Annotated in this window: 18 protein-coding genes and 1 tRNA gene; 7 read left to right on the top strand and 12 right to left on the bottom strand. The window is 64.9% G+C overall.

The genetic code is table 11. The features are described from left to right. Positions 1 to 25: 25 nt before the first annotated feature. A complete protein-coding gene (locus AADZ78_RS21775; RefSeq protein WP_085253227.1) occupies positions 26 to 1,594 on the top strand; it encodes a dolichyl-phosphate-mannose--protein mannosyltransferase in 1,569 nt (522 codons plus the stop codon). A gap of 66 nt (positions 1,595 to 1,660) precedes the next feature. On the opposite strand, the gene arcA is transcribed toward AADZ78_RS21775, so the two are convergent. Continuing rightward, on the bottom strand, positions 1,661 to 2,872 hold the full coding sequence (arcA, locus tag AADZ78_RS21780) for an arginine deiminase (protein ID WP_085253228.1): 1,212 nt from the start codon (positions 2,870 to 2,872) through the stop codon (positions 1,661 to 1,663). A gap of 69 nt (positions 2,873 to 2,941) precedes the next feature. Between arcA and AADZ78_RS21785 the strand changes: the two genes are divergently transcribed. Further along, positions 2,942 to 3,538: an alpha-ketoglutarate-dependent dioxygenase AlkB gene (locus AADZ78_RS21785; RefSeq protein ID WP_204801987.1), complete on the top strand. Its 597-nt coding sequence runs from the start codon at positions 2,942 to 2,944 to the stop codon at positions 3,536 to 3,538. Here AADZ78_RS21785 and AADZ78_RS21790 read toward each other — a convergent pair. The 4 genes from AADZ78_RS21790 to AADZ78_RS21810 form a co-directional block, all read right to left on the bottom strand. Further along, complete coding sequence (locus AADZ78_RS21790) at positions 3,535 to 4,194, bottom strand: DUF5642 family protein (protein WP_085253256.1); 660 nt, start codon at positions 4,192 to 4,194, stop codon at positions 3,535 to 3,537. The two genes, AADZ78_RS21785 and AADZ78_RS21790, sit on opposite strands and share 4 nt — an antisense overlap. A 27-nt stretch (positions 4,195 to 4,221) precedes the next feature. Further along, positions 4,222 to 4,890, bottom strand: coding sequence for a DUF5642 family protein (locus AADZ78_RS21795; RefSeq protein ID WP_085253230.1), 669 nt, complete (start codon positions 4,888 to 4,890; stop codon positions 4,222 to 4,224). A gap of 5 nt (positions 4,891 to 4,895) precedes the next feature. Then, positions 4,896 to 5,846 carry a GNAT family N-acetyltransferase gene (locus tag AADZ78_RS21800; RefSeq protein WP_139829072.1) on the bottom strand — a complete coding sequence of 317 codons (951 nt, stop codon included), beginning with the start codon at positions 5,844 to 5,846 and terminating at the stop codon, positions 4,896 to 4,898. A 538-nt stretch (positions 5,847 to 6,384) separates the two neighbouring features. Continuing rightward, entirely contained in the window at positions 6,385 to 6,636 is a 252-nt protein-coding gene (locus AADZ78_RS21810) for a hypothetical protein (protein ID WP_085253257.1), read from the bottom strand. A 201-nt stretch (positions 6,637 to 6,837) separates the two neighbouring features. Here AADZ78_RS21810 and AADZ78_RS21815 point away from each other — a divergent pair, with 201 nt between their 5' ends. Next, positions 6,838 to 7,365: a hypothetical protein gene (locus AADZ78_RS21815; RefSeq protein ID WP_085253258.1), complete on the top strand. Its 528-nt coding sequence runs from the start codon at positions 6,838 to 6,840 to the stop codon at positions 7,363 to 7,365. A gap of 8 nt (positions 7,366 to 7,373) precedes the next feature. On the opposite strand, the gene AADZ78_RS21820 is transcribed toward AADZ78_RS21815, so the two are convergent. The 6 genes from AADZ78_RS21820 to AADZ78_RS21845 form a co-directional block, all read right to left on the bottom strand. Beyond that, positions 7,374 to 8,351 (bottom strand): helix-turn-helix transcriptional regulator, encoded by a 978-nt coding sequence (locus AADZ78_RS21820; RefSeq protein ID WP_085253232.1) that lies wholly within the window; start codon positions 8,349 to 8,351, stop codon positions 7,374 to 7,376. A gap of 90 nt (positions 8,352 to 8,441) precedes the next feature. After that, positions 8,442 to 8,514, bottom strand: a tRNA-Ala gene (locus AADZ78_RS21825). 51 nt (positions 8,515 to 8,565) lie between these two features. Beyond that, the gene (glpR, locus tag AADZ78_RS21830; protein WP_085253233.1) at positions 8,566 to 9,585 is read right to left on the bottom strand and encodes a gephyrin-like molybdotransferase receptor GlpR; all 1,020 of its coding nucleotides are present in this window, start codon (positions 9,583 to 9,585) and stop codon (positions 8,566 to 8,568) included. A 137-nt stretch (positions 9,586 to 9,722) separates the two neighbouring features. Next, positions 9,723 to 10,376: a GNAT family N-acetyltransferase gene (locus tag AADZ78_RS21835; protein ID WP_204801981.1), complete on the bottom strand. Its 654-nt coding sequence runs from the start codon at positions 10,374 to 10,376 to the stop codon at positions 9,723 to 9,725. A gap of 21 nt (positions 10,377 to 10,397) precedes the next feature. Next, positions 10,398 to 11,675 carry a gephyrin-like molybdotransferase Glp gene (gene glp, locus AADZ78_RS21840; RefSeq protein WP_085253235.1) on the bottom strand — a complete coding sequence of 426 codons (1,278 nt, stop codon included), beginning with the start codon at positions 11,673 to 11,675 and terminating at the stop codon, positions 10,398 to 10,400. 53 nt (positions 11,676 to 11,728) lie between these two features. Beyond that, positions 11,729 to 12,640: a UTP--glucose-1-phosphate uridylyltransferase gene (locus AADZ78_RS21845; RefSeq protein WP_085253236.1), complete on the bottom strand. Its 912-nt coding sequence runs from the start codon at positions 12,638 to 12,640 to the stop codon at positions 11,729 to 11,731. 75 nt (positions 12,641 to 12,715) lie between these two features. On the opposite strand from AADZ78_RS21845, the gene AADZ78_RS21850 reads away from it, so the two are divergent. The 4 genes from AADZ78_RS21850 (at position 12,716) to AADZ78_RS21865 (ending at position 15,439) form a co-directional block, all read left to right on the top strand. After that, complete coding sequence (locus AADZ78_RS21850; protein ID WP_085253237.1) at positions 12,716 to 13,309, top strand: 5-formyltetrahydrofolate cyclo-ligase; 594 nt, start codon at positions 12,716 to 12,718, stop codon at positions 13,307 to 13,309. Between the two features lie 76 nt (positions 13,310 to 13,385). Further along, on the top strand, positions 13,386 to 13,709 hold the full coding sequence (locus tag AADZ78_RS21855; protein ID WP_085253238.1) for an FmdB family zinc ribbon protein: 324 nt from the start codon (positions 13,386 to 13,388) through the stop codon (positions 13,707 to 13,709). A gap of 66 nt (positions 13,710 to 13,775) precedes the next feature. After that, positions 13,776 to 14,429, top strand: coding sequence for an SAF domain-containing protein (locus AADZ78_RS21860; protein ID WP_085253239.1), 654 nt, complete (start codon positions 13,776 to 13,778; stop codon positions 14,427 to 14,429). A 53-nt stretch (positions 14,430 to 14,482) separates the two neighbouring features. Continuing rightward, a complete protein-coding gene (locus tag AADZ78_RS21865; RefSeq protein WP_085253240.1) occupies positions 14,483 to 15,439 on the top strand; it encodes a polyprenyl synthetase family protein in 957 nt (318 codons plus the stop codon). A gap of 15 nt (positions 15,440 to 15,454) precedes the next feature. Here the strand turns inward: AADZ78_RS21865 and AADZ78_RS21870 are convergent, their stop codons facing one another. Beyond that, positions 15,455 to 16,348, bottom strand: a complete 894-nt coding sequence (locus tag AADZ78_RS21870) for a UbiA family prenyltransferase (RefSeq protein ID WP_085253241.1) — start codon at positions 16,346 to 16,348, stop codon at positions 15,455 to 15,457. Positions 16,349 to 16,352: the final 4 nt, after the last annotated feature.

The following is a 16,352-nucleotide window of genomic DNA, read 5'->3' on the forward strand; positions in this document are numbered from 1 at the left end:
GACGGACAGCCTACGATCGACACCGATGTCCGCCCCGCCTGCCGAAAGCTCCGTCTTTAACGAGGACTCCGTCGAGCAAAGTGCGATACCCGTCGTCAGCCCTGGGCCGACGCTGCCGATCGCCGATTTCGGGCCGGTAGACCGGCTGCGGGGCTGGCTCGTTACCGCGGTGATCACCTTGCTCGCGACGGTGACCCGGTTCCTGAACCTGGGCTCGCCGACCGATGCCGGCACCCCCATCTTCGACGAGAAGCATTACGCGCCGCAGGCGTGGCAGGTGCTCAATAACCACTGGGTAGAAGACAACCCGGGGTTCGGACTGGTCGTTCACCCACCGGTCGGTAAGCAACTGATCGCGATGGGCGAGGCCATCTTTGGTTACAACGGCTTCGGCTGGCGATTCACCGGCGCGGTGCTGGGGGTGGTCCTGGTGGCATTGGTGACACGGATCGTCAGGAGGGTCAGCCGGTCAACCTTGGTCGGCGCGATCGCGGGATTGCTGCTCATCTGCGACGGCGTCAGCTTTGTCACCGCGCGAACCGCGCTGCTGGATGGATTCCTGACGTTCTTCGTAATAGCTGCGTTTGGCGCGCTGATCGTTGACCGCGATCAAGTTCGGCAACGGATGCACGTCGCTGCGGTGGAGAACCGTACCGCCGATACGGTGTGGGGACCGCGGCTGGGTGTGCGTTGGTGGCGGTTCGGTGCCGGAGTGTTGCTCGGATTGGCTTGTGGGACAAAGTGGTCCGGCCTGTACTTCGTGGCGTTCTTCGCTGCGATGTCGCTGGCGTTTGACGTGGCGGCGCGCCGCCAGTACCAGGTGCCCCGGCCCTGGCTGGGGACGCTCAGGCGTGATGTGGTGCCCACTGGGTATGCATTGGCGCTGATTCCCTTCGCGGTCTACCTGGCCACCTATGCGGGGTGGTTCGCCTCCGAGACCGCGATCGACCGGCATCAGGTGGGCCAGACAATCGGCCCCAACAGCGTGGTCCCGCTGCCCGATGCCATTCGCTCGCTGTGGTACTACACCGCCAAGGCCTTCCACTTCCATGCGAGCCTGACGAATTCCGCGGGCAACTACCACCCCTGGGAATCCAAGCCGTGGAGCTGGCCAATGTCGCTGCGGCCGGTGCTGTATGCCATCGACCAGCAAAACGTTCCCGGCTGCGGCCCCCAGTCATGCGTCAAGGCGGTGATGCTGGTTGGGACCCCGGCCATGTGGTGGCTGGCGGTGCCGGTATTGCTGTACGCGTCGTGGCGCATGTTTGTTCGCCGGGACTGGCGATACGCGGCTGTCTTGGTTGGTTATTGCGCTGGCTGGCTGCCGTGGTTCGCCGACATTGACCGGCAGATGTACTTCTTCTACGCGGCGACCATGGGGCCGTTCCTGGTGATGGCGCTCGCGCTGATTCTCGGCGATATCCTCTACCACCCTGGCCAAGGTAGGGAGCGGCGCACCTTGGGTCTGATCACCGTGTGCTGTTACGTCGCTCTCGTGGTGACGAATTTCGCGTGGCTGTTCCCGGTGCTCACTGGTCTGCCAATCTCACAGCAGACCTGGGACATGGAGATCTGGCTGCCCAGCTGGCGCTAGTGCCGAGCAGACGCAAAAGCCCCTAGAACGAGCCGAATTTGGGGGCCTTTGCGTCTGCTCGCGGTTCTAACTGAGTGGATCACGGGCGGCTGGACAGCACATGCAGCGGGGCCCGCCACGGCCCGTTCCCAATTCGGAGCCGGCGATGGTGAGCACTTCGATGCCCGCGTCCTGCAGGCGGGCGTTGGTCTGCACGTTGCGTTCATAGGCAACGACGACACCGGGGGCCAACGCCAAGGTGTTGTTGCCGTCGTCCCATTGCTCGCGTTCGGCGACGACGGGGTCCAACCCGGTGTGGATCACGCGCAACTTGTCGATCCCCATCGCCTGGGCCGCCGCTTCCAGAAAGGGCGCCGCGTCGCTGATGGTCACACCATCGGCCGTGCGCTGAATCGTGAACGCCGAGAGCGTGTCGACGATGTTGGCGTACATCACCACCGTGTCGGTATCGACCATCGTCAGCACCGTATCCAGATGCATTTGCGCGCGCTTCTGCGCGATCGGCACGGCGAGCACGGTGTCGGCAAGATCATCGTCAAAAAGGCTGCGCGCCAATGCTTCCGCACCGGCCGGGGTGGTCCGCTCCCCCACTCCGACCGCGACCACACCCGGGGCGAGCAACAGCACGTCCCCACCCTCGACGGGAGCGGTGCGCGATTCGTAGGCACGCCGCACACCGGTGAACCGCGGGTGATGGGCATAGATGAGGTCGGTCAACGACGCCTCGCGAACCCGCGCCCGCAGCGCCAGCGAAGGAATCACCACCCGCGGCCCTATCCAGATTGACGAGTCTCGGGTGAACACCAGGTTCGGCAATGGCTCGATGACGAAATCCGCCCCGTGGTGCATCCGAAGCACCAACGACACAGCGGTCCGAGTGTCCGGCGGAAGCTCGTTGAAGGTCATGCCGGCCGTCAACACATGAGCCAGCCTTGCCGGATCGAGGCTGCGCAGGTGCGCCGAAAGCTCTTGCGCCAACGGCATTCCCAACCGGCGCGCATCGACGGCGGAGGCAACCCCTTGCATTCGAGCCGCCCCGCTGTGATACAGCGCCTCGGTCAGCAGGTCCGACAGCAGCAGCACTTCCACACCGCGCGAACGCAGCAGCTCGGCGAACTCGTCGTGCTCGTCCTGCGCTCGCGCCACCCAGGGCAGACCGTCGAACAGCAGTTGGTCATTGTTACGCGGGTTGAGTCGGCCTAGCTCTGCGCCTGGGCGGTGCAGGATCGCGACTCGTAGCGTTCCGACCTCGGAATCCGAACCCAACTCGACACCCACAGGTCAAACGTAGCCTGCGGTCGCGTCACACACCGGATCATCGAACTAGTGTGCGATAGACTCGTGGTCGTGGCGATCGCGGTACAGGGCTCGCTATTCCAACACAGCGAGCGCAGGCAACTCGGTGATGGCGCCTTTATCGACTTCCGCGCGGGCTGGTTGACCGATGGCCAGGACCTGCTGGAGGCGCTGCTAGACAAGGTGCCGTGGCGAGCCGAGCGCCGCCAGATGTACGACCGCGTGGTCGACGTCCCCCGCCTGGTGAGTTTTCACGACCTGACCGTCCAAGACCCGCCGCATCCGCAACTCGCGCGGCTGCGCCGGCGGCTCAACGACATCTACGGCGGCGAACTGGGCGAGCCGTTCACCACCGTCGGGCTGTGCTGTTACCGCAACGGCTCGGACAGCGTCGCCTGGCATGGCGATACCATCGGCCGTGGCAGCTCAGAAGACACCATGGTGGCGATCGTCAGCCTCGGCGCCACGCGCACTTTCGCGATGCGCCGGCGCGGCGGCGGCCCATCGTTGCGGCTGCCACTGGCGCACGGCGATCTGCTGGTGATGGGCGGATCGTGTCAACGCACCTGGGAGCACTCCGTCCCCAAGACATCCGCGTTCGCAGGGCCGCGCGTCAGCATCCAATTCCGACCGCGCGACGTGCGTTAGGCACAGATCGCGGCCGTCGCCGTGACGAGCAAGTCGCGGGCACGTTGCGTGTCGACTTTGGCCAGCGGCTGGTCCGGAATCACCAGCGGATTGGCGATGACGATCACCTGGTAGTCACCGAAGTGCGCGGAGTAGTCGTAGAGCTCGCCGGTGCGCGCGGACCCGCCAACGACCGTCTGTAGCACGCGGTGGATACCCAGCGTCTGCGTCCCGTCAATCTTCGGGGCATCGACCACCTCCATGGCGCCGCGTAGTCGCCCACCGGTGAATGCCACCTTCTTGCAGTCTTGCCCCGGGTCGTTGACCGCCAGCGGCCGGGACGTCTCCACCGCGATCACGACGAACCGGTTGCCATTGCCCTCCGCGGAAACAGCGGCCATGTTGCCCTGAATTCCCGCTGGCATCTCCGGCCCGGCGGCAATCTTCGCGCACTTCGCCGGATCGAAGCTCAACCCCTCGGGCAACTTCCGGGAGGAGAAGAACGCGGGATCGATGGCCCTGAGCGTGACTTCGGTGATTTTGAACTCGGGTCCGAAGCTCGACTTCACCTCGGCAACCTTGGCGATATCGGTTTTGGCGGGTTGCGAGGACTCGGCGCCCGGCGAACAGCCGACCAGCAAGCACGCTGACGCCATCGCGAGCACCACCTTGAACACCGTCGCCACCCTACCCAACGCGGGGGCTCAGTTGCGTAACGTCGACACCGTTTTGACCAGCAGATCAGCGGCAAACTGCGGCGGCAGCGGCGGCAGCATTGAACCGGGGTCGGTGGTCAACGCGGTGAATGCGTAGTAGTCGCCTAGGTAGGCGATGAATGTGTATGTCCGCGAATCGATTTGGGCGCCTGACTCGACGGCCCTGCGAATGTTGGCCACCATGCCAACGGTGTCGGCGCCATCGATATGCGGCGCGTCGATCAGACCGACGTTGGCGGTAGTGTGCCCATCGGACATGGTCCACTGCCCACAGCGTGCGACCACGTTGCGGTCGAGCGTTACGGGCACGGCCACCACGACAGCGTTGACCACTCCCCCCGAGCCCGAGCCGGACACTCCTTGGGCGGATTGGCCAATTCCGTCGCCTGGATCGGCAAGTGTGGCGCACTCAGCCGGTTTCGCCTGTGCATTTGGTGCAGGACCCCAGACCACCCGCGGCGAGACTCCGCCCGGAATGGCACTTGTCACCTCGTAGCCCGGTGGCAGCTCGCGACTAATCCTTTTGATGTTGGCGGGGTTGACGGGGTTGACGGCACGGGCATGGGTCGACGGGGTTGGCGACGACGTGGGTGCGGGCGAGTGCGCGCACGCGGCCACCGGCAGGGCTACCAGCAAGCCAATCCAGAACGGCCGCATGCCTTTCAGCCGACCGCCCCAATCACTTGACGGGCGACCCGTTTGATCTGGTCAGCCATCTCCGGCCCGAAACCCAAGTCATGCAGACCGGGCACATCGATGACGGTGGTGATGATCCCGACATCCTCACGCTGCCAGATCGCGCCATGGCGGTCCAGGATCGCTCGCATCGGTCCATTGTCGGAAAGCATCCGGGCAGAGAATCTTTCGACGCCGTCGACGCTGGCGGCCACGGACAACGCGCCGGTCAGAAAGCTTCCGAGCCCCCGTCCCTGGTACGCGTCGGCGACGGTGAACGCGATCTCGGCGATCGTCGCATCGGTATCGTCACGGACAAAACGCGCGTCAGCCACGGGGTCGCCCTCGTCGGTCACCACCCAGACGAAGTGGTCAACGTAATCGACCTCCGAAAGGTACTGCATCAGAGCATGACTGGGGACGCGAGCCGACATGAACCGCCGGTAGAGGGTCTCACTGGAAAAATGAACGTGGCCGTGCACGGTGCGCTGGTCGTCGCCGGGCAGGACCGGGCGTAGCAACAGCTCGGTCCCGTCACGAATCCGAATTGGAATCGGCGTAATAAAGGCGGCAAGACGCTGTCGAGCCGTGCGCAGCAGCCGCCGCATGATCCCGGGGATGTGCACCAGCCGGGCGAAGGCGTCGTTGTCACCGATCCAACCCGTCAGCGGTTCCATCGTGGTGACCGTCGCCGTTCGTGGAATATTCCGCAGCAGTGCGATTTCGCCGACGATCACCCCCGGCAGTGCCCGCCCGACGACCACGACACCGTCATCGCCAAGGTGCTTGACTTCGGCTCTACCCGAGGAGATCAGCAAGAATGAGACCGCCCGCTCCCCCTGCTTCATCAGCACCTGGCCGGCGGCCGCCCGCAGGGGCGCAACACTTGCCGCCAAGGGCATCAAGTCCTCGGCCGGGCATCCCTCGAAGATGTCCATTCCCGCGAGTTCCGCCACCCGCGCGCCGATCAATTCGGCCACTGCGATATCCGCCCTGCTGCTCCGCGATCAGATCGGACTCAGGTTATGGCGTCGGCTGTTGCCGCGGCAAGATGGACCGAAATGTAGTCTCCGCAACAAGGCCGCCGTGGTGCGGCACGGATTCCGCGACGTATCGGGCGAATCGACGACCGCTGGGGTTCCGACGTTCGCTCACCGGGCGATGAACAGCTCGTTCTTTGCGACCGTCTCCCAAAGGCTATGGCGGCCAACGTCCTTCTACCGCGCCAGTGGCGTTACGACGCGGGCCGGGCAACGCCGCGCGGCGACGGCTCTGGGTTTGCCCACCGCTGGCAGATTGCTCGACGTTGCTTGCGGCCCAGGCAATTTCACCGCGCCGTTGGCCGAAGATCTGCCGACGGGAGGCAACGAAACATTTCATGCTGTCTGCTGTTACGGCCTCAGTGCGGTTGTCGCCGCCGCGAAGCCCGCATCAGAATGCCGGCTGACAGGCGCTAAGACGCAGCTTGGGACAGGCTTAGGACGCGGCCTCGCAAACGCCAAGAAGCCGGACTACCGGCGTGCCCGCTTCATGTTCCAAGACCCACGGATCACCGCCATCGACGGGCTCGGACACCAACTTGATCATCACCGGCCGGCCGCTGCGCTGAGACATCTGGGTACATTCGACCTGAAAGAGGCGGTAGTCGTCACCGTCGCGGACGGCCAGCGAAAAGCCCGGCTCAACGGATTCGACGGGTACCTTCTGCAGATAGTACTTGGTGCTCATGTCCCGACTGTAGGGTTAACCCGACGCGGGATCAGCGTCGCCACGCGTGTCTTAGCGAATGTTCAGCCGAATTTTGGGACTTCATCAGACTTCACGCCGAATCGGTGCGGCCGCAGCGCATTCCGCACCATCAGAGCTAGACACGGCCGCCAGAACGTGATAATCCATCGCAATGCCGACAGCCCTGCCAGGCCTTGCACCGTGACCGTCGCCGCGTTCGTCCTCGGTGTCGTTGCCACGGTACTCGCGGCCGCATCGCTCGCCTGGCAACTAGCTGCCTTCCGGCTCAGAGGCGCACAACCAAAATTGACACCCGTAGTCGGCCTACTGACACCCCACGGGCTGGTCACCAACGACGCCGGCTCCAACGCGAGCGATGCGCTGGCGCGCGCGGCGGACCAACTCCAGCCCGGCCGCTTCGTCCTCGGCGTCAAGGTCGTCAACACCGGGCGGGCACCGTTCCATGTCGACGAGTGGGCGATCCGCGCCGAGAAAGACGGCACATCACTGGGACCCGGCGAAGCACCCGACGGCGGGGCCCGGGTTCCGCATGACATCCCGCCTGGCGCGAGTGCGATTTTCATCACCGATATGCAGCACGCGCAGCGCTTCGCCGATGTGACCAAAGGTCTCGCCGGCCTACCGATTGTGCTTACTGTTTCGTCGGGTGCACGCACATATGTCACTAAACCCGTTGCACCGGAATTGTTTTCGCTCGGAAAATCCTAGGGTAGCGACTATTGGCGCAGCGTGTCGTGCGGACTTTGGCCGTAGGCCTGCCGATAGTAGGCCGCGAACCGGCCCAGGTGGCCGAATCCCCAACGACGGGCAACGTCGGCAACCGTCGTCGCGAGCACGTCGCTCCCGGCAAGATCGCGATGCGCATACTGCAGGCGGACTTTGCGGACGTATTCCATTGGAGTGCACTCGCAGTGGCGCCGGAACGCATACTGCAACGCTCGCGGCGTCATGTAGACGGCGGCGGCTATGTCGGCGACAGAGATGGCGGCCTGGGCATTCTCCTCAATGAATGCGATCGCCCGTCGCACCACCGCCGGCGTGCCGTCATGGCGGTCTTCGGCGGTGGCGTCAAGCGGGGCGTTGTTGGGGAAGGTCGCCAGGGCGCTGGCGGCCAGATAACGCTCGACCGCCCCGGCGATAAGCGGTTGCTCCATGGCCTGCGGATTGGCGGCGACACAGTGGCATACGTAGTCGATGGCGTCGACCATGTGCTGGTTGGCCGCGCGAGACACGGGTGCTGATCCGGTCAGTCGGACCGCTTGCGATTTGGTGCCCGGCGCCAGCGCCGCGACCTTGCCCAACATGTTCCTGTCGAGCATGACGATGGTGTAGTGCGCTCGGTCAACGTGGCCGCCGAATGGCACTCCGTCGGTGACACCGAACGCTGCCACCTCACCCGTGCCGAACGTTCCGGCTTCCCAGTCCGGGTATTGAGCGTCGATGAAGCCGGTGCGGACGCGGCACAGCAGCATCTTGTCGGAAGGTTCGCTGTCGTAGCTCATGTCGTACGTGAGGTATGCGTCGTCGATAGTGACCGACCCGACATGTGAGCGCGAGCAACGCGTCCAGGTTGGCGCGTCCCCGGAACGGGTGCCGATCCGGAACTTCGAAATGGCCGCACTCAGTTTCACCTCGGCCTCACCGAGGTCGTCGGTATCGACGAGCAGCGTGCTCACCGGGTTGCCAGGAACCACTCACAACGAGTACCCCATGTGTGGTGAGCAGACGCAAAAGCCCCCGAAAACGGCCGTTTTCGGGGGCTTTTGCGTCTGCTCACCACACTGTGGAGCTAAGGGGATTCGAACCCCTGACCTACTCGATGCGAACGAGTCGCGCTACCAACTGCGCCATAGCCCCTGATCGCTAGCAGGCTACCAGCCGCGAACCCCAATGGCCGAACCGCGAGGACTACTGGCCGACAGCCCGCGGCAGGTCACGGGGCCAGCCGTAGTTGCGCATCGGCACCGCATTGTCCAAGTGCTCGAAGATGGGGTCCTCGTCATCGATCTCTAGCACCACCGCGCCCGGGCGGCGCAGCCGCGAAGGCACCACGTCGTATTCGCGGTCATGCGCGTTCTCCACGCCGAGCCGCGCACGCGCCATCCGCTGCATCCGGCGGCGCCGGACTTTCTCCTCGATCCGGGTTTGTCGGCGCAGATACCCCAAGTAGAGCACCGTTATCGCGGTGGCACTGCCGCATACCCACCACGCGATCGGCGTCACTTCGAACGCGGCGGTGGCCGAGCCAACCAGGATCACCGCCATCATCATCAGCACGCGCTTGCGGAATGCGTACTTGCGCGCGCTGACCGCAGCGGCGGTCTTTGTTTCGAATCGGCGTCGCCGGGATGCCCCCGGCGTCACCGATGCGAACACATCCTCGTCGTCGTCCTCGTCTCCCCCGGGCTCCAAACCGGACGAATCCTCGACGTACTCGTATTCGTCGTCGGCCCGTTCCTGGTCAGCCTGTGGGTCGGCCGCGGGCTCCGCGACTTCCGCTTCAGCTACTTCATCGAGGGAACCCGCTCCCGCCGGAAGGGCGCCTGAGTCCTCGACGACATCGACGTCCAGATAGTCGGCCTCGTCCGGCTCCTGGGCGGCGGCAACCTTCATCACAACCGGGCGCCGATGGTCCACCTCGTCGGCTTCCTCGTCAAGGTCACTGTCTTGCTCAGCTTGCTGTTCATCGACCGGCTCGTGCGTCCAGTCTTCCTCCGGCTTCCAGTCCGGGTCGCTGCGATGACCCGCGGCCGGACCACCACGCTTGATCAGGCGCGCACTCGCGCCGCCGTTGAGTACCCGGGTCGCCAGCGCCACGTCGCTGGTACGCCGGACCGCGTCGCGTTTGCTGATCAGCATGGGAACCAACACGAACAGCCACAGCACCACGAGCGAGATCCACAACAATGATTGCGGGATGCTTGGCATGATGACCTGCTCCTTTCACCGGCGAGGCGCATCGGTGGCCAGCGCGGCCGGCCCAGGACAATTACACACCTGTAATTTCTCTCCCACAAGCACCACGCGCCACACGTGTCGCGCCAGCCACACCCATGCTCGATCCGTCAGGGCCAGCTGGCGTGCCCGGCCCGCACCAGCGTCGAGGCCACCGACCCGTAGACCTCTTCGACGGTCAGCGCCACCAAGACGTGGTCTCGCCACACTCTGTCGACCTCGAGGTAGCGACGCAACAACCCCTCCTCGCGGAATCCGACTTTTGCAAGCACCGCCCGGCTGGCCGCATTCTCCGGGCGCACCGTGGCCTCCACGCGGTGCAACATGACCGGGCCGAAGCAGTGGTCAAGCCCCAGCGCCAAAGCTCCCGTGGCCACCCCTCCCCCGGTCGCCGAGCTCGGTACCCAATAGCCAATCCAGGCAGACCGCAGCGCGCCATGCGTGACGTTGCCAATGGTCAACTGACCGCAGAACTGCCCGTCGAGTTCGATCACGTACGGCAGCATGCGACCCTTGCGGGCCTCCGAACGCAGACTCGAACACACCGTCGGCCACGCGGCAACCGTGTTGCGGACATTCCAATCGCCGTCGGCACTGGGTTCCCACGGCTCGAGGTGCGCGCGGTCGGCGAGCCGGATCCGGCTCCACTGCGCGCCGTCACGCAACCGCACCGGGCGCAGCCGGATAACGCCCGCCGGAACCCGCAGCGGACCAACCTCCATCGGCCAGCCCGGATGCCGGGAATTTGGGCGCAACAGGCTCACGAGGATTCGGAGTGCACCCGCTCAGCCGTGCTGAGCCAGGAAGGCGACATCGACGATCTCACCGGTGCGAATCTGCTCAGCGCCGCTGGGAACCACGACCAGACAGTTGGCCTCGGCGAGCGTTGCCAGCAGATGCGATGACCCTCCGGGACCGCCACCCAATGCTTGCACCAGGTATTCGCCACTGTCCTGATCACGCATCAGCTGGCCACGAAGATAGCCCTTACGCCCGGCTACCGAGGAGATCGGGGACAGCGTGCGCGCCTGCACGATTCGGCGCATCGGCTGTCGCCTACCCAGCGACAGCCGAATCAGCGGCCGGACCATCACCTCGAAGACCACCAGGGCGCTGACCGGATTGGCCGGCAACAGGAATGTGGGGACGCCATCGCGGCCGAGCTGCCCGAAGCCCTGCACGGATCCCGGATGCATGCCAACCCGCACGACCTCCATGTCACCAAGTTCGGACAGCACCGAGCGGACCGCCTCGGCCGCCGCACCGCCGACGCCGCCGGCGATCACCACCACTTCGGCTCGATTGATCTGACCCTCGACGATCTCCCCGAGTTCCCTGGGGTTGCTGCTGACGATGCCGACCCGGTTCACCTCCGCACCGGCATCCCGTCCTGCCGCGGCCAACGCATAGGAATTGACGTCGTAGACCTGTCCATTGCCCGGGGTCCGCGAGATGTCGACCAGCTCGCCCCCCACGGCCATGACCGACAGACGCGGGCGCGGATGCACCAACACTCGTTCGCGGCCGACCGCCGCCAACAGCCCCACCTGAGCCGCGCCGATGATCGTGCCGGCCCGCACCGCGACGTCGCCCGGCTGCACGTCGTCGCCGGCGCGCCGCACATAGGCGCCCGACGGCGCACCGCGCAGAATCCGAACTCGGTTCATGCCACCATCGGTCCACCGCAGCGGCAGCACCGCATCGGCGAGCGTCGGCAGCGGTGCCCCGGTCTGCACGCGGGCCGCCTGCCGCGGCTGCAGCCTGCTGGGTGTGCGGGAACCGGCCTCGATGGTTCCCATCACCGGCAGGGTCAGCACGTCGCGGCCGTCAAGGTCTCCCTCAGCGAAAACCTCGACTCCGCCGGCATCGCCCACTCCGACAACGTCGACGCTGCGCACGGCGTAACCGTCTATGGCGGCCTGATCGAAACCGGGCAAGGGGCGTTCGGTCACAACTTCTTCGGCACACATCAATCCCTGCGCCTCGGCAATGGCAACACGTATCGGCCTCGGGGCTACCGCTGCTGCCGTTATTCGGGCCTGCTGCTCTTCCACAGAACGCACAGCGCGCCTTTCCGTCGACCCATGTGGCGAACTGGGCCGGTCATATCGGCCGGCTACTGCTCGGTCAGGCCCAATCGCGCCACCAACCATCGCCGCAAGTCCGGGCCATAGTCTTCGCGATCCAATGCAAAGTCAACCGCAGCCTTGAGGTAGCCGCCGGGATTTCCCAAGTCGTGTCGGGAACCGCGATGCACCACAACGTGCACCGGGTGGCCCTCGGCAATCAGCAGCGCGATCGCATCGGTGAGCTGCACCTCGCCGCCAGCACCGCGGTCGATGCGGCGCAGCGCATCGAAGATGGCGCGGTCCAGCACGTAGCGGCCGGCGGCCGCATACATCGACGGCGCGTCGGAGGCCCTGGGCTTTTCGACCATGCCCTTGACCTTGAGCACGTCGGGATTGTCAGCGTCGGGAACTTGCTCGACGTCGAAAACGCCGTAGGCGCTGATCTCATCCGGCGACACCTCGATGGCACACAACACCGTGCCGCCGTACAGGGCCCGCACCTGCGACATCGTCTCCAGCACGCCCGTCGGCAGCACTAGGTCATCTGGCAGCAGCACCGATACGGCGTCCTCGTCGTCGGACAGCGTGGGTTCCACACAGCCGATCGCGTGTCCCAGTCCGAGCGGCTCGGCCTGCACGACGGACTCGACCTTGATCAATGCCGGGGCCCGACGCACCTTGGCCAACATGGCTTTCTTACCGCGAGCCTCGAGGGTGCCCTCGAGCACCAGGTCTTCGACGAAATGCGCAACGACACCGTCCTTGCCCTCGGAGGTGACGATCACCAGGCGCTCGGCACCGGCGGCCGCCGCCTCTTCGGCAACCAGCTCGATGCCAGGAGTGTCGACGACGGGCAACAGTTCCTTGGGCACCGTCTTGGTCGCCGGGAGGAACCGCGTGCCCAGGCCGGCGGCAGGGACGATCGCCGTAAATGGGATCGGTACTTCTGGGCGTGACATCGTTCAAACCATAGCCCCATAAATCTGCGGAGTCGCTGTGGCGGCGTGAAAGCCCGGGCTGCCATCGTTGAGGACATGGCAACCGCGGGCAAGGCAGCGTTGCGCGACCAGCTGCTGGCGGCCCGGCGTCGCGTTGCCGACGACGTCCGCGCCGCCGAGGCCAGAATGCTCTGTGAGCACCTAGAACGCATGGTGACCAGCGGCAGTACCGTCTGTGCGTATGTCCCGGTGGGCGCCGAGCCGGGCTCGATCGACATGCTGGATGTGTTGCTGCGCAGCGCGGATCGGGTGCTGTTGCCGGTGGCGCGCACCACGGCCGACAACACTCCGTTGCCGCTGCGCTGGGGCGAATACCGAGCGGGTGGGCTGATCACCGCGCGCTGGGGGCTGCTCGAGCCGCAACCGCCCTGGCTGCCGGAGACGGCGTTGGCCGAGGCCGACCTAGTGCTGCTGCCGGCGCTGGCGGTGGACCGTCGAGGTGTGCGGCTGGGGCGAGGCCAAGGCTTCTATGACCGCTCGTTGCGCGCTCGGAATCCGCAAACGCACCTGGTCGCGATGGTGCGCGAGGCCGAATTCGTCGACGAGCTGCCCGCAGAACCGCACGATGTGCCGATGACTCACGCACTCACGCCCCAGCGCGGCGTCATCGCGTTGCCATGTGGGGAATGATCCAGCTCACGTGGCGGTTCTAGCACTTGACACGGTAGAGTGCTAACTCAGCGTTTATATCATCCGGAGGTTTTCTGTGCCGACCTACAGCTACGCGTGCACCGAATGCGGTGACCGCTTCGACGTTGTGCAGGCCTTCACCGACGATGCGCTGACCACCTGCACGCAGTGCTCGGGCCGGCTGCGCAAGCTATTCAACGCCGTCGGTGTGGTCTTCAAGGGCAGCGGCTTTTACCGCACCGATAGCCGCGAGCCAGGCAAGAAGGCCAACAGCTCGAGCAACGGATCCGCGACGAGCGAGTCGGGTTCGGGTTCTGGGTCGAGCGAGAAGCCCGGATCAAGCGAAAAGTCGAGCGGCAGCACCACGCCCGCCAAAACCGCCACCGCCGCCTCGAGCTAGCAAGTTATCCACAAATCACGTTGCTGAGCGGCATCGCCGACGCCGCACCGCGCCTACGGTTGCGGCGTGCGGCAATCGCTGAATCCAACCCTGCTCAGCCGGATATCAACATCGTTGCGACCGGACTGGTCTCGAACCGTGCTGGCGCGACGCATCGCCGCCGGCGGACTCGTGGTGTTGGCAGGGTTGGCCACGCTGCGGTCGAATCCAGACGGCGATCGTACCGATGTGGTGGTGGCCGCGCGTGACCTCAGCCCGGGCACCGCGCTGACCGCCGACGATGTTCGGCTGGAGAAGCGTTTGACGACCACGGTTCCCGACGGATCACAAACCAACCTGGGCTCGGTCGTCGGTGCCACCCTGGCCGGTCCGACCCGGCGCGGCGAGATGCTCACCGACGTCCGGTTGCTGGGCAGCCGGCTAGCCGAATCGACGGCCGGGCCCGGCGCCCGCATCGTGCCGCTACATATGGCCGACGGTGCCCTGGTCGACCTGGTCCGGGTCGGCGATGTCGTCGACGTGCTGGCCGCACCGACGCACGACTCGCAGCCCGTTTCCCGCGTGCTGGCCACCGACGCCATCGTGGTTCTGATTTCCGGCCAGCCCAAGCACCAGGCCGCCGACAACGACCGGGTGGTATTGGTGGCGCTGCCGGCGCGGGTGGCAACGACGGTGGCCGGCGCAGCGCTGGGTCAGACGGTAACCCTCATCCTGCACTGAGCACCGCGCCGAATACGCCTACACGACGCCGACAGAGCCCCTAAGTTGTACGCGTGAGGACACCGATGAGCGTGGCCGCGGGCGTAACACTTGGAGACTCGGAATTCGGCGCCAGCGTTTGTAACGGCGTCACCCGAATCGACGAGCTCATCAGCACCGAACTCTCCCAGAGTGAGGAGATTATCCGCGACGCGGTGCGGCCTCCGCTGCATGCCGAAGGCACGCGGCTCAGGCCGCTTTTCACCGTTCTTGCCGCCCAGTTTGGCCCGGATCCCAACACGTGGCAGGTCGCCGTGGCGGGCGCGGCCATCGAATTGATGCACCTGGCGACGCTTTGTCATGACGACGTGCGGGATGAATCCCAGGTGCGCTCCGCGGCATGTCGCACGACCAGCCGCTGGGACAACAACGTCGCAATCCTGGTGGGCGACTACCGGTTTGCCATTGCCTCACGGTTGGGCTCGCGGCTGGGCACCCGCGCCTTCGGAATTATCGCCGAGACGTTCGCTGAGCTGGTCACGGGTCACATGCGCGAGACCCGCGGCACAGCCAACCAGGTTGATCTCCTGGACCACTACCTACAGTGCGTGGGCGAGAAGTCCGGGTCTCTGGTCGCGGCGTCCGCCAAGTTGGGAGCGACCTTTTCGGGCGCGACTGATGAGCAGACCGTTCGCCTGTCGCGGCTGGGCCGCCTAGTCGGCACCGCCTTTCATATCTCCGACGACATTGTCGCCATCGCCAGCAACTCCGACCAACCCGAGCAGCTACCGGCCACTGACCTGGGCGAAGGGCACCAAACGCCCGCCATGCGCAAGTCGCTGGACGGCCCGAACAACAACCTTGCCGAAGTCGTCGCATTGCTCCAAACCGCCACGGGCATGGTTAAGGCCAAGGAAGCCGTCGCCAGCTACGCCGCACAGGCGCGCGACGAGCTTGCCTGCTTACCCGATTGCGCGGCTCGACGGGCATTGTTGGCACTGGTCGATTCCACGGTCTCCCGCCACGAATAGGGGCACGCCCGAGGATTACTTAATCAGAACGAACACTATGACGATGATTAATTGCGCCAGCGGGTAAAAACTGGCGCTGTCAAACAGCTTGGCGGCTTGTCTCCCTTCGCGACTGCGGTGCAGTTGCCAAGCAGGCAAGAGGAGCAAAAAGACGCCAACCGCGGCGCTTGCCAGCACGTAAGGGACACCGAGTTTTAGTGGTGAAACGAATGGCATAAATAGGCTAGCGACGACTGTGATTCCCAATGAGAACAGAACGACGTTACCTGCTGTTCGCGTGCCGAGTTCCAGCGGAATTGTCTTGGCGTTGACTCGCCGGTCTTCCACGGTATCGTTCCAGTCGGCCGGTACATTCTGTCCGCCGATCTCCCAGAAAAAAACCCAGGCGAGTACCAATAAAACCAACGCGGCAGAGGGCGTGCGTTCTACCACAAAGATAGCGCAAACAGGTCCGCTGGATTTCACCAGCCCACTGATCAATGTTCTCAAGTAGGTGACTTTCAGCAGCAGCACATAGACAACTTCCAAAACAGATGCGATGACCAGAATCACCGCGATAACCGGATTAAGAAAATACGAACCAATCATTGCAGCAATAAACCACAGCGCAAACCAAAGGATTCCACTGCGAAAGCTCAGCGCCTGCTGCGCCAACGGGTACCGCAGACCAGACGCCTCGACGGAATAGCCGGGATTGATGCCGCCCGCAAACTTCTCCTCATCTACAGCTTTGCCAACCAGGTCATTCAATGCGTAGATTGCGGTATACGCCGCGAAGCCCGTGAAGACCGCAAGAAGAATGACCCGCCACGCGGGGAAGCTTCCCAACGCAATCCCCGCCGCAAAGGCGGGAGTGGCGAGGTCCAAAACACCATGCGTGGTCCGGGATAGGGCTAAGAAACGCTTCATCCGC

Origin of the sequence: Mycobacterium riyadhense (assembly GCF_963853645.1) — a bacterium.
Taxonomy (GTDB): Bacteria; Actinomycetota; Actinomycetes; order Mycobacteriales; family Mycobacteriaceae; genus Mycobacterium; species Mycobacterium riyadhense.

What these genes read in the sequence shown, in the direction of transcription:
- AADZ78_RS21775 (WP_085253227.1), top strand. Translation starts at nt 26, where the DNA reads ATGTCCGCCCCGCCTGCCGAAAGCTCCGTCTTTAACGAGGACTCCGTC.
- AADZ78_RS21795 (WP_085253230.1), bottom strand. Translation starts at nt 4,890, where the DNA reads ATGCGGCCGTTCTGGATTGGCTTGCTGGTAGCCCTGCCGGTGGCCGCG.
- AADZ78_RS21800 (WP_139829072.1), bottom strand. Translation starts at nt 5,846, where the DNA reads ATGGACATCTTCGAGGGATGCCCGGCCGAGGACTTGATGCCCTTGGCG.
- AADZ78_RS21810 (WP_085253257.1), bottom strand. Translation starts at nt 6,636, where the DNA reads ATGAGCACCAAGTACTATCTGCAGAAGGTACCCGTCGAATCCGTTGAG.
- glpR (WP_085253233.1), bottom strand. Translation starts at nt 9,585, where the DNA reads ATGCCAAGCATCCCGCAATCATTGTTGTGGATCTCGCTCGTGGTGCTG.
- AADZ78_RS21845 (WP_085253236.1), bottom strand. Translation starts at nt 12,640, where the DNA reads ATGTCACGCCCAGAAGTACCGATCCCATTTACGGCGATCGTCCCTGCC.
- AADZ78_RS21850 (WP_085253237.1), top strand. Translation starts at nt 12,716, where the DNA reads ATGGCAACCGCGGGCAAGGCAGCGTTGCGCGACCAGCTGCTGGCGGCC.
- AADZ78_RS21870 (WP_085253241.1), bottom strand. Translation starts at nt 16,348, where the DNA reads ATGAAGCGTTTCTTAGCCCTATCCCGGACCACGCATGGTGTTTTGGAC.